The 12,994-nt window shown below is 38.9% G+C and carries 12 protein-coding genes; 7 read left to right on the top strand and 5 right to left on the bottom strand.

Annotated features, from left to right (window positions below; all coding sequences use genetic code 11):
* The first annotated feature begins 38 nt into the window (after positions 1–38).
* Complete coding sequence (locus G6N06_RS12390) at positions 39–692, top strand: DUF4271 domain-containing protein (protein WP_205334769.1); 654 nt, start codon at positions 39–41, stop codon at positions 690–692.
* Positions 693–707: 15 nt separating this feature from the next.
* The gene (locus G6N06_RS12395; RefSeq protein ID WP_163517063.1) at positions 708–1,454 is read left to right on the top strand and encodes a uroporphyrinogen-III synthase; all 747 of its coding nucleotides are present in this window, start codon (positions 708–710) and stop codon (positions 1,452–1,454) included.
* Positions 1,455–1,529: 75 nt separating this feature from the next.
* Here the strand turns inward: G6N06_RS12395 and pckA are convergent, their stop codons facing one another.
* Both pckA and G6N06_RS12405 read right to left on the bottom strand, forming a co-directional pair.
* On the bottom strand, positions 1,530–3,146 hold the full coding sequence (gene pckA, locus G6N06_RS12400) for a phosphoenolpyruvate carboxykinase (ATP) (RefSeq protein WP_163517119.1): 1,617 nt from the start codon (positions 3,144–3,146) through the stop codon (positions 1,530–1,532).
* Positions 3,147–3,206: 60 nt separating this feature from the next.
* Entirely contained in the window at positions 3,207–3,602 is a 396-nt protein-coding gene (locus G6N06_RS12405; RefSeq protein WP_163517064.1) for a DUF423 domain-containing protein, read from the bottom strand.
* An 86-nt stretch (positions 3,603–3,688) separates the two neighbouring features.
* On the opposite strand from G6N06_RS12405, the gene G6N06_RS12410 reads away from it, so the two are divergent.
* Positions 3,689–5,053 carry a saccharopine dehydrogenase family protein gene (locus G6N06_RS12410; protein WP_163517065.1) on the top strand — a complete coding sequence of 455 codons (1,365 nt, stop codon included), beginning with the start codon at positions 3,689–3,691 and terminating at the stop codon, positions 5,051–5,053.
* A 170-nt stretch (positions 5,054–5,223) separates the two neighbouring features.
* Complete coding sequence (locus G6N06_RS12415; RefSeq protein ID WP_163517120.1) at positions 5,224–5,694, top strand: Lrp/AsnC ligand binding domain-containing protein; 471 nt, start codon at positions 5,224–5,226, stop codon at positions 5,692–5,694.
* Positions 5,695–5,756: 62 nt separating this feature from the next.
* Here the strand turns inward: G6N06_RS12415 and G6N06_RS12420 are convergent, their stop codons facing one another.
* On the bottom strand, positions 5,757–6,479 hold the full coding sequence (locus tag G6N06_RS12420; RefSeq protein WP_163517066.1) for a Bax inhibitor-1/YccA family protein: 723 nt from the start codon (positions 6,477–6,479) through the stop codon (positions 5,757–5,759).
* A gap of 386 nt (positions 6,480–6,865) precedes the next feature.
* On the opposite strand from G6N06_RS12420, the gene G6N06_RS12425 reads away from it, so the two are divergent.
* On the top strand, positions 6,866–7,381 hold the full coding sequence (locus G6N06_RS12425; protein WP_163517067.1) for a hypothetical protein: 516 nt from the start codon (positions 6,866–6,868) through the stop codon (positions 7,379–7,381).
* A 91-nt stretch (positions 7,382–7,472) separates the two neighbouring features.
* On the opposite strand, the gene G6N06_RS12430 is transcribed toward G6N06_RS12425, so the two are convergent.
* Together G6N06_RS12430 and G6N06_RS12435 are read right to left on the bottom strand one after the other, a co-directional pair.
* The gene (locus tag G6N06_RS12430) at positions 7,473–8,180 is read right to left on the bottom strand and encodes a zinc metallopeptidase (RefSeq protein ID WP_240338058.1); all 708 of its coding nucleotides are present in this window, start codon (positions 8,178–8,180) and stop codon (positions 7,473–7,475) included.
* A gap of 229 nt (positions 8,181–8,409) precedes the next feature.
* Positions 8,410–11,388 carry a leucine--tRNA ligase gene (locus G6N06_RS12435; RefSeq protein WP_163517068.1) on the bottom strand — a complete coding sequence of 993 codons (2,979 nt, stop codon included), beginning with the start codon at positions 11,386–11,388 and terminating at the stop codon, positions 8,410–8,412.
* A gap of 215 nt (positions 11,389–11,603) precedes the next feature.
* Here G6N06_RS12435 and G6N06_RS12440 point away from each other — a divergent pair, with 215 nt between their 5' ends.
* Positions 11,604–12,482, top strand: a complete 879-nt coding sequence (locus G6N06_RS12440) for a cell division protein FtsX (RefSeq protein WP_163517069.1) — start codon at positions 11,604–11,606, stop codon at positions 12,480–12,482.
* A gap of 223 nt (positions 12,483–12,705) precedes the next feature.
* The gene (locus G6N06_RS12445) at positions 12,706–12,975 is read left to right on the top strand and encodes a DUF3098 domain-containing protein (protein WP_163517122.1); all 270 of its coding nucleotides are present in this window, start codon (positions 12,706–12,708) and stop codon (positions 12,973–12,975) included.
* Positions 12,976–12,994: the final 19 nt, after the last annotated feature.

The following is a 12,994-nucleotide window of genomic DNA, read 5'->3' on the forward strand; positions in this document are numbered from 1 at the left end:
GAAATGGACAGATAAAATTTTCTTTATAATTTAGCAGCATGATGAGAGAAATAATAGCGAACGAGTGGTTTACCATTTTCATGGTTTTGGGATTGGTATTTATTACCCTCGCGAAAGTATTATACACCAATCGGTTTTTGGATTTTATCGGTGTTTTTGGCAACTCGAGATACCTCAAAATCTATACTAAAGATCAAAAATTTATTGACATTTTTGATGGGCTATTGTTTTTCAACCTCGTTATATCACTATCTATTTTTGGGTACCTTTCTTTTCTCACCCTACAACCAGATCAGACTTTTGAACTTGATGTTTTCCTAAAAATCCTCCTTGGGATATCCACATTGGGGATCATTAAAATTTTGATTGAACGGCTCATAGGAAGTCTCTTTGAAATTGACAAAGTGATTGAATCCTACCTGTTCCAAAAAACAAGTTATAAAAACTTTAGCGGATTTGTTCTTTTACCTCTTAACGCCTTGTTATTATACACGATAAGTCCAACAAGAACTAGTATTCTTGTAGGAATTTTAGTGTTGGTGATTATAAATCTTATCGGATTTGCAACTTCATTTAAAATTCATCAAAAGACGGTGTTAAACAACATATTCTATTTTATTTTGTATCTTTGCGCACTTGAAATTGGGCCTTATCTGATTTTATATAAAGTAATTGTAGAATATAAAGCTTAAAACCACCGCAAGCCTATGAAAGTGAAAACAATTTTAGTGTCACAGCCCGAACCTAAAATCGAAAATTCGCCTTATTTTGATCTCCAGGAAAAACAAAAAGTCAAAATCGACTTCCGACCATTTATCCATGTTGAAGGTGTTGCTGCGAAAGATGTAAGACAGCAAAAAGTTGATTTGAATCAATATTCCGCTATTATTTTGACCAGCAGAAATTCTGTAGATCATTTTTTTAGAGTGGCAGATGAGATGCGCTATAAAGTGCCTGATACTTTAAAATATTTTTGTCAAAGCGAAGCCGTAGCTTTCTATCTTCAAAAATATGTAGTGTACAGAAAACGAAGAATTTATGTTGGAAAACGTAATTTCGAAGACCTTTCACCTTTGATCAAGAAATACAAGGATGAGACCTTCTTATTGCCAACTACCGATAAACTGAAGGATGAAGTCCCTGAACTCTTGAATAGTTTAAATATTAAGTGGAAGGAGGCAATTTTTTACAAAACAGTGATAAGCGATCTATCCGATCTTGCCGACGTTTTCTATGATATTTTAGTGTTTTTCAGCCCCTCAGGTATTGAATCCTTATTCCATAATTTCCCAGACTTTAAGCAAAACGATACCCGAATTGCAGTTTTTGGAAATACAACGGCAAAAGCTGTTGAAGATCACGGTTTAAGAGTCGATATTTTAGCGCCTACTCCCGAAACGCCATCAATGACCATGGCTTTGGAGAAGTATATCGAAAAAGTGAATAAAAAATAGAATTTCGATTTTTTAAAAACTAAAAAAGGCGATTCAGTATTCTGAATCGCCTTTTTATTTTATTGCGGCTTTAAATTAGAACGCATAACGTTGAGGCCCGCCTCTTCTGATTTCCTCACTCGCAAAACTTTCAAATTTCTTAAAGTTTTCTCTAAAGGCATTGGTCAGTTTAAAGGCCATTGTATAATAAGCTTCATCATTGTTCCAAGTTGTTCTTGGGCTTAGTACCTCAGTAGGCACACCCGGGCAGGATCTTGGTTGCGCTACGCCAAATACGGAATGGATATGATAATGGTCGTAATCATAAAGACCCAAATCGCCATTCAATACCGCGTTGATCATCGCTCTGGTATATTTCAATTTCATTCTGGTACCAACACCATATGGACCACCGGTCCAACCTGTATTAACCAACCATACGCTCACGCCGGTCTCCTTCATTTTGTCACTCAACATCTCGGCATACTTTGCAGGATGCAAAGGCATAAACGGTGCACCAAAACACGCTGAGAAATTTGGTACAGGCTCGACAACGCCAGCTTCGGTACCGGCAACTTTGGCCGTATAGCCAGAGATAAAATGATAGGCCGCCTGACTAGGTGTCAGTTTGGAGATTGGAGGCAAGACGCCAAAGGCATCTGCGGTCAAAAAGAATATATTTTTTGGGTTTTTCCCAATTGAAGGCACGGCGATATTGTCAATATGATCAATGGGATAGCTCACACGCGTATTTGGCGTGATGGAAATATCATTGAAATCAACCTTTCCGCTGGCATCCAGAATAACATTCTCCAGAATAGCACCTTTTTTAATCGCTTTAAAAATATCAGGCTCATTTTCTTCACAAAGATTAATGACTTTCGCATAACAGCCGCCTTCAAAATTAAATACGGTATTTTCTTTGGTCCAACCGTGTTCGTCATCTCCTATCAAGCGTCTTTCAGGATCTGCAGATAAAGTGGTTTTCCCTGTTCCTGACAATCCGAAGAATATAGCTGTATCACCATCCTTACCAATGTTGGCGCTACAGTGCATAGGCAAAGTCTCCTTAAATACTGGTAAAATAAAGTTTAGGGCAGAAAAGATACCTTTCTTAATTTCTCCTGTATACCCTGTTCCACCAATAAGCGCAATTTTTCTGGTAAAATCCAAAATGGCAAAGTTATGCTGGCGGGTCGCATCGACTGCTGGATCGGCCATAAAACCTGGCGCATTAACTATGGTCCATTCAGGAGAAAAGTCCTTTAACTCCTCTTCCGTCGGCCTCAAAAACATATTGTAGGCAAATTGATTGCTCCAGGCATATTCAGTAATCACCCTAATATTCAACTTGTAATTTTCATCGGCACAAGCATAACTGTCTCTTACGAAAACCTCTTTTCCAGAAAGATAATGGGTTACTTTATCATATAACTTTTGAAAATCGTTGGGATCAAATGGAATGTTGACATTTCCCCACCAAACTCGATCCTTGGTAACATCATCTTTAACAATGAACCTGTCCAAAGGCGATCGTCCAGTGAACTCTCCAGTGTTAACTGCCAGAGCGCCAGAAGATGCTTCTACGCCTTGTCCTTTGGCAATTGCAATATCATGAAGCTTTTCTGGTGGAAGTTGGTAATATACTTCGGCATTTTTAATGCCGTACTCATCTAACGAAATCGATTTCGTAGTTTGGGTGTAATTGGCCATAATAATATTGTGTTGTTTGTTGTGCAAAATTAAACATTATTTTAAAGTAGGCACCTATTTTTAGGAATTATCCCGCTTTAGTTTTAAAAAATTCAGCAACATTAACGCCCAGGCACTAATGAGCAGCAATCCGCCTATCGGGGTTATAAAGCCGACACTTTTAAAATTGATCCCTGTTACATCCATGGTTGACAGACCATAGATGGAACCCGAAAAAAACACGACTCCTATAAGGACCAAATAAAAAATAATGTTCTTCGATTTTGCGTTTAAAAATGATGTACCACCAACAAACAACAACATGATGGCATGGTACATTTGATACCGAACCCCTGTCTCAAAGGTCTGCAGTGCCTCAGTAGAGAGTACCTCCTTTAAACCATGGGCGGCAAAAGCTCCTAGTGCAATGGCAACAATTCCAAATATTGCTGCTGTAATCAAAATTGTTCTATTCATTATATTTATATTTTTGACTTCAATAACCGATAGTTATTTAGTAAATTCGTGTTTGCAACGAACAAAATTACTCAACAATTCCCATTATGCGAAAGATTCTAGTCATAGGTTCAGGAAAATCTTCATCTTATTTAATTAAATATTTATTGGACAAATCAACGGAAGAGGATTTACATATTATTGTTGGGGATATTGACATTCGAAATGCCCAAAAACTGATCAATGACCATGAGAATGGACATGCTATCACCTTGGATGTATTCAATCATCATTCCCGTAAGGAGGCCATTGAAAATGCCGATATTGTGGTGTCCATGCTTCCGGCCCGTTATCATATTGAGGTGGCCAGAGACTGTATCACACTTGGTAAGAATATGGTCACTGCCTCATATGTCAGTAAAGAGATGGAAGACCTTGATACTGCAGCGAAAAACAAAGGTTTGGTCTTTATGAACGAAATTGGTGTGGACCCGGGCATTGACCATATGAGTGCCATGAAAGTTATTGACAGTATCAGGGCTAAAGGAGGAAAGATGGTATTGTTTGAATCGTTTGCTGGCGGATTGGTCGCTCCAGAAAGCGATAACAACCTGTGGAATTATAAGTTTACCTGGAACCCAAGAAATGTGGTAGTTGCTGGTCAAGGAAGTGCCGCAAAATTCATTCAGGAAGGCAACTATAAATACATTCCTTACCACCGATTATTCAGAAGAACAGAATTTTTGGAAGTGGATGGTTACGGACGTTTTGAAGCTTATGCCAATAGAGATTCGCTCAAATACCAAAGCGTTTACGGCTTAGATGAAATCAAAACACTGTATCGAGGAACCATGCGTAGGGTTGGCTTTAGTAGGGCGTGGAATATCTTTGTTCAATTGGGGATGACCGATGATAGTTATACTATTGACGACAGTGAAAACATGAGTTATCGTGATTTCGTAAATGCGTTTTTACCCTATAGCCATACCGATTCGGTAGAACTGAAATTCAGATTATCACTTAAAATTGACCAGGATGATATTGTTTGGGAAAAGCTCGAGGAATTGGATCTTTTCAACAGTAAAAAAATGGTAGGCCTCAAAAGAGCCACACCAGCCGAAATACTTCAAAAAATACTAATGGACAGTTGGATGCTTGAAGAACATGAGAAAGACATGATTGTCATGTACCACAAATTTGGTTATAAACTGAATGGTAAAATGCACCAGATTGAGTCCACTATGGTTACTCTGGGCGAAGACCAAACTTATACGGCCATGGCAAAAACGGTCGGCCTCCCGGTAGCTATTGCAACTTTGGCTATTTTAAATGAGAAAATAACGACGCCTGGCGTCCAAATTCCGATAACAAAAGAGGTCTACGGACCAATTTTAAAAGAATTGGAGGAATTTGACATTATCTTTACTGAAAAAGAAGTACCTTATTTGGGCTATAATCCATTGAATGTGTAGGGTCAAATTTGAAATTTGAAATTCCAAAAAACGAAAAAATCTGAAGGAACAGAATAAAGCCCTATGCCGCACAACAACGAAGCGTAAAAGTTTGATGTTGAAAATTGATAGTCCGATATTAAAAATCAATATATAAATCTATGAGATTCCCGTTTTCGCGGGAAGTGAATATGAAAATAGTCAATCAAAATATACAAATTGATGGTATCGACAAAAAGATACTCCGTGCGCTAATGGCCGATGCCAGAACGCCCATTCTGGAAATTGCCAGAAGTGTGGGCATTTCAGGAGCTGCCATTCATCAACGGTTGAGGAAATTAGAGAAGTCAGGTTTGATAGCAGGATCAAAATTCATCATTAATCCGAAGGTTTTGGGCTATACCACCATGGCTTTTGTTGGCATTTACTTGGACAAGGCCATGAGCAATCCAGAAGCGGTCAAGCAGCTCCAAAAAATCCCCGAAGTATTGGAATGCCATTACACTACGGGAAATTGGAGTATTTTTATAAAAATTCTCTGTAAGGACAATGAGCATTTGATGCATTTGCTCAACAAGGAAATCCAATCCATCTCCGGTGTATCCCGAACAGAGACCTTTATCTCCTTAAATCAACAGATTGACAGACAGATTGAAGTTTAACAATATCATAAAAACAAAAAACTCCTGATAATTTCAGGAGTTTTTCATATCATTTGGTGATGTCAATCGCGAGACATAAAGATCTGAAGCACGTACCAGAACAATAGCATTAAGGAGGCGAACAATCCCAGTGCCGCAGGTATATAATCATCAGTCGAATATTTGTTCACTAAGTTGGATGTTTGGTACAAGATTGAGCCACCGGCCAGAAGGCACATGCCCACTGAAAACCATAGGCCCAGGTTAAACCCGAATAATATTCCGGCAACAATCAATCCAAGGGCGATGAAAAATCCGACTGTTAACCCCGTTCTAAGAAATGAGAAATCCTTTTTGGTTAAAAACACCACGGCAGATAATCCCGTGAACAAGGCCAACGTGACAATTGCCGCCTGGTTTAAAATCTCAGGACCAGAATCCATATAATAAGCCGCTATATAAATTAAAGGCACAAAAATAAACGCCTGCGCCAGGATATACAGACCAAAGGCCAAGTACTGCTTATTCTTATCGGGGGATTTCATGGTCATTCGTTCCGCATAGTTGGTAATGAACATAAAACCACCCAACATGATCAGCCATTTGTAACCTTGGGTCATGGACAAGGCAAAATTGACAATGGTTTCACTCTGCAATAATAAATATTCAAAAATGATAAAGACCAGAACGCCGCCGGCAACGTGTCCATAGGTTTTCTTGTAAAAATCAACACGCTCTGCATCAGAGGTGTGCACCAGTAGTTTAGCATCAAAACTATCAAAAGGACTTTCAGTAGGTTGTTCCATAAATTTGGTATGTTAAGTTAGAGGATAAAAATAAGAAAAATTAAATACCAAACAACATCATGACATAGTATAAGCCATTTCTTCAAAGATTAAAATAGTCTTCTCCATAGTGTTTTGAATAAAATTAGATGAAATTTCGAATCAATCGATAGCATGTCAATCCATTAGCAGGTAAAATATGATAATGGAGTAAAGCGCTGATTTAATATCTCCAGCTCATTCTGGAAAAATAAAAAAATTGACCATTTGTTAAAGTTTTAAGAAAATTTCCTACTTTAGCCCTGATTATCAAGCACTGAAGCTTTTGAAATCACCCAAATCAACCTAAAGAAAACCTTGTCCTTATTATTAAGCGACAATGTTTTTGTCAACTTAAAACCTATATTATGAAAAATCGAAACTTTTTTTGCATTCTATTTTTTTCAATGATCATGTTGTCATGTAGCAGTGATGATTCCAATAATGATCCTATTGAAGGCCCTGGATTCAACGCCACAATCAGCGGTGGCACATTTTCCAATTACAGTTTCAAACTTGGGGCTTATGAAGCGGTAAAGGGTTCCAATGGCAACACCCTAAGAATTACAATGGCCGATAAAAACGGCAAACAGATTACTCTATTCCTAAACAGTTCCGGAGGCTTCGACAAAGGTACTGTGAAACAAATGGGAGATGTTGATTCGGATAAGTCTATAACTTATGTGGAGATTAAAAATAACGAACCATCAGCGCAGTATTTTTCACAAAGCGGCACCTTAAAAATCACCAACAACCGAGAACACCCATCAAATTCACAAAAAAGTGTAATCTCCGGGGAGTTCAATATTGTAGCATCTACAACTGATGGCACTATTTCCATAACGATGAAGGGTTCTTTTAATGATCTTGAGTATGTGAAATAAATCCACTCGTTATAAAGTCAAATACAAAAAAAACCGAATTTCACCTGATTAAGGTAAATTCGGTTTTTATATATTGAGCTGTGTCTATGACTTAATCTCTTCCGCCAAAAACTTGCATTGCCCAGTATAACAACGAAGCCAAGGCACCGATGGCAGCTACCAGATAAGTTCTTGCAGCCCACTTCAACGCATCTTCCGACCCTTTGTATTCTTCCGGAGTCAGCATGTTTTTTCCTTTTAACCAAGCCAAAGCTCTATTACTGGCATCATATTCCACTGGCAAAGTGATAAAGCTAAATAGTGTGGCAAATCCCATGAACACCAACCCGGCGATAGCAATATAATAGCCAAATCCAGCACCGGCAGCGGCACCAAGAATTAAACCACCAATGACCAACCATTGCGACATTCCTGATGTTACACTCACCACTGGCACCAATGCCGAACGCATTTTCAAGGCACTATACGCTTGTGCATGTTGCACCGCATGACCACATTCGTGGGCAGCAACGGCGGCAGCAGCGGCATTGCGTTGTGAGTATACAGATTCACTTAAATTAACCGTTTTATTTGCTGGATTGTAATGGTCAGTCAATTGTCCTTTTACGGAAATAACTTCCACATCAGTAATGCCATTGTCGGCCAACATTTTCTCAGCAATTTCCTTTCCGCTCATGCCATTTCTTAAATGGATTTGCGAGTACTTTTTAAATTTTTGTTTTAATTGATTGCTTACCAGCCAGCTTACTAGCGCGATACCACCAATCAAAATCCAATAGCCCATGCCTATTCCTCCCATATTAATTTATATTTTTAATTTGTACTAAATATAGCAAAAAGTAAGCCAATTTGACATTAGGAAATTTTGTCAGTTCCTCAGATATCTCCGTGGCTTCGTTCCACTTAAAAATAACTATAATGACAGAATAAGCCCCAGCTATCTTTAAACTCTCCCTCTTCTAAAATAAAAACTCCTACATTATTTCGGCAGAATCTGCGACCATGATGGAGTGGGTTCTCCTGATTTTCTATCCAACAATATTCACAATCTTTCCAGGGACCACAATCACTTTTTTAGGTGTTCGTCCTTCCAATTGTGCCAAGGTTTTTTCGTGTGTCATCACTTCTTTTTCAATGTCTTCTTTAGTCATATCCATTGGCAATTCCAATGTGAATTTTACTTTCCCATTAAATGAAATTGGATATTTCTTAGTGCTTTCTACCAAATGCTTTGCATCAAATATCGGAAATGGTGCAGTAGAAATGGATTCATCATGTCCTAACTGATTCCACAATTCTTCGGCAATATGTGGCGCATAAGGTGACAATAAAATTAAAAGAGGCTCCAAGATTTCCTTACTGGCACATTTTTGAGCCGTCAATTCGTTCACTGCAATCATAAATGTGGAGACTGAAGTATTGAAGGAGAAGCTTTCGATATCCTCTTCTACCTTCTTAATGGTTTTGTGAAGGGTTTTTAAAGATTCTGCGGTCGGTTCAACTTCGGTAACCTTTAAGCCATTGTCGCCCATATATAATTTCCATAGTTTCTTAAGAAACCCATTGACGCCAGAAATTCCAGCGGTATTCCAAGGTTTGGCTTGTTCCAATGGACCGAGGAACATTTCGTACATACGAAGACTATCGGCACCGTATTGTTCACATATCGCGTCTGGATTGACGACGTTGTATTTAGATTTTGACATTTTTTCGACTTCATGTCCAACTTTATAAGTGTCATTGTCTCCTTCAATAACATGTCCATTTTCTCCTATAAAAATGGCATCCCTAAAATCCTTACCAAATTCTTTATCATTTTTTAAGTCGTCGATATTTAATTCATCTGAAGGGTTGACATAGTCTACTTTTACATGTAGCGGTGAAATTTCTATAGTGAATGGCTTAGAAAAATTTTCATTATTCTTCTCAATAATGTAATAATCTCTAATTCGTTGTTTCAATTTCTTAGCAACTTCAGAATCAGAAAGAATTAATTCAGAATATTTTCTTGAAACAAAAAAATCGGTATAGACCCTCTCAGTTTCTTCAGACTCACTATTGGCCACGACTCTATAAACCAAAGCACTCGTCCCCAAGATCATCCCTTGATTGATCAGCTTTTTAAAAGGCTCTTCAATACTGACAAAACCTCTATCTTTCATAAACTTGACCCAAAAACGGGAGTAGAGCAAATGGCCTGTGGCGTGTTCGCTTCCGCCAATGTACAAATCGACGTCTTTCCAATACTCTAAAGCTTCTTCACCGGCAAAAACCTCATCATTCTGGGCATCCATATATCTGAAGAAATACCACGAGCTACCCGCCCAACCCGGCATGGTGTTCAACTCGAGTGGAAACACAGTTTCATTATCAATGTTTTCATTTTTGACAACCTCACCTTTTTGAGTGTCCCAAGCCCAAACATCGGCGCGCCCCAAAGGCGGTTCACCAGTTTCGGTTGGTAAATATTTTTCGACTTCTGGCAAACGGATCGGCAAATATTGTTTATCGATCATTTGTGGCAGGCCATCCACGTAATACACAGGAAAAGGTTCACCCCAATAGCGCTGACGGGAGAACACCGCATCACGCAATCGGTAGTTGATTTTCCCTTCACCTTGACCTAATTTCTCAAGTTCTGAAATAGCCTTTTTGGTGGCTTCTTTATAGGACAAGCCGTTTAAAAAGTCAGAATTTGAAATGACCACATTGTCTTTTGATGCATACGCTTCTTCGGAAATATCAATCCCCTCGAAAATATTAGGAATTGGAATGTTGAAATGTTTTGCAAAGTCATAATCACGCTGATCACCACAAGGTACGGACATCACTGCACCGGTTCCGTAGCCCGCCAATACATAATCGCCAATCCAAATGGGAATGGGCTCTTTTGAGAATGGATGTTCGGCATAAGCTCCGGTAAAAACACCCGTGATGGTCTTGACATCTGACATACGGTCGCGCTCGCTTCGTTTGGCGGTCGTTTTTATATAAGCTTCAACTTCCAATTTCTGCGCGTCCGTTACAATGTTTTCTACAAGATCATGTTCCGGAGCCAAGGTCATAAAACTCACACCAAAAATGGTATCAGGTCTAGTTGTAAATACAGGAATCTTGAACTCCGAATTCTGAACTTTGAACTCCACTTGTGCGCCAATCGATTTCCCAATCCAGTTGCGCTGGCTTTCCTTTAATGACTCTGTCCAATCAATATCATTTAAACCATGAAGCAGGCGTTCGGCATAGGCAGAAATCCGCATGCTCCACTGGGTCATTTTCTTCCTAACTACCATATGTCCGCCTCGTTCTGACACGCCATTGACAATTTCGTCATTGGCCAACACGGTTCCCAAAGCAGGGCACCAATTGACTTCGGTTTCTGCCAAATAGGTCAGTCTGTATTTTAAAAGAATTTCCTGTTTCTTTTCTGATGAAAAAGCAGCCCATTCCGATGCTGAAAACGATTCGATATGATCATCGCAAACCGCATCGACATTGGCATTTCCTTCAGAAGCAAAAATTGAAATCAATGTATCGATCGATTCGGCCTTATTGGATGTGTTATTATACCAAGAGTCAAACAATTGGATGAAAATCCACTGCGTCCATTTATAATACGACGGATCAGAAGTCCGCACTTCCCTGCTCCAGTCAAACGAGAATCCAATCTGATCCAACTGACGGCGATAGGTTTTGATATTTTCTTCCGTAGTTAGTGCTGGATGTTGTCCGGTTTGAATGGCATATTGCTCTGCAGGCAATCCAAAACTGTCATAACCTTGAGGATGCAACACATTAAACCCTTTGTGACGTTTGTAACGGGAATAAATATCGCTGGCAATATAGCCTAGGGGATGTCCCACATGGAGTCCTGCACCACTTGGGTAAGGAAACATGTCCAAAACATAGTATTTTGGTTTTTCGCTATCATTTTTGGCCTTGAAAGTTTGGCTTTTCGCCCAAAAGTCTTGCCACTTTTTTTCTATCTCGTTAAAATTATAAGTCATAAATCTTCGTATCGTTGATCTCTCGCAGAGACGCAAAACCGCGCAGCTTATATTTAGAATGAAACTTGGCGACTCTGCTTCCGATAACTATCGGGACTGCGAACATTATTCAGACCGCAAATTTAAACTTATTATAACAATGTTGAAAGTTTAAACGTTGTAAACCTTAACAGATTAGATTTGTTTCATATTTTTACAGCTTCAACTAAAATTCTATGAGTTCATCTTTTGACAGATATCAAAAACGAAAATTAATTTCGTCTTACTTTTCTGTGGTTATCAGTATTGCTTTGGTCCTTTTCTTATTGGGCTGCCTAGGGCTTTTGGTATTAAACGCCAAAAAAGTTGCCGACCATTTTAAAGAACAGGTGGTCGTGACCATCTATTTAAACGATTCTGCTAAAGAAGTTGAAGTCAAGCAGCTTGAAAAGAGTCTAGCCATGGCAGAATACACCAAAAGCACGGAATACGTCTCCAAAGAAGCGGCTGCCGAATCGATGAAAGCAGAAACCGGTGAGGATTTTATGGATTTTGTGGGCTACAATCCGCTTCAAAACTCCATTGATGTGCATTTGAAAGCCGATTTTGTAACTACAGAAACGCTGGCCTCCATTACTGAAGAATTGGCTACGAAAAAGTTTATTGAAGAAATCCGCTATGATAATGATTTGGTGGAATTGATGAATGATAACGTCAAGAAAATTACCTTTTGGGTCTTAATCATCAGTGGTATTTTCACCTTGATTGCGGTTCTATTGATCAATAGTTCTATCCGATTGGCGGTGTACTCCAAACGATTTATCATCAAAACAATGCAGATGGTGGGGGCAACCAAGGCCTTTATCCGTAGACCTTTCATTTATAAAAGCGTACAATTGGGCATTATTGGAGCCATTATAGCCTTAATTGGCATGGGCATCGTGCTGTATTATCTCAATGAAACGTTTATGGAATTACAACTGCTATCTAACCCGATTTTGATTGGTGGACTGTTTTTGGCCATTTTCCTTTTAGGAATCCTCATTACATGGATCAGCACGTTTATAGCCACGCAACGCTTCCTGAACTTGAAGACGGACGCGCTGTATTATTGATGCATACTTTTGAATGATTGGAATCATAAACGTTTGCCAAATAAAACAAAGAGAGTTTCAGCGATAAGAGTGAACAAAATTTTAAGTAGAATACGCTGTGTCAATCTTTCTTAAATTCTGTAACACTTTCCAAATCGTCAATAAGCCCCAACTATTTAGATACTATTAACGAAAAGGTTTAAATAAATCCGTTAATTTGCAACCTAATAATATTGTAATCGTCATGGGAGAGAAAAAACGCAGAGAAAGCGCCAACAGCAATTTTATTTTCGGCAAAAGAAATTACAAGTTTATGCTCATTGGCTTGGGTGTTATCGCATTGGGTTTTATACTAATGTCCGGTGGGGGCAGTGACGACCCCAATGTTTTCAATCCCGAAATTTTTAATTGGAGACGCATCCGCTTAGCACCTACCTTAGTACTCATTGGTTTTGGTATTCAAGTCTATGCCATTTTGTTGGATCCGAGCAAAAACAAAAACTCCAAAACTTAAAAATTCCTGCGCAACATTC

The sequence above is a fragment of the Gelidibacter japonicus genome, from assembly GCF_010725055.1.
GTDB classification, from domain to species: Bacteria; Bacteroidota; Bacteroidia; order Flavobacteriales; family Flavobacteriaceae; genus Gelidibacter; species Gelidibacter japonicus.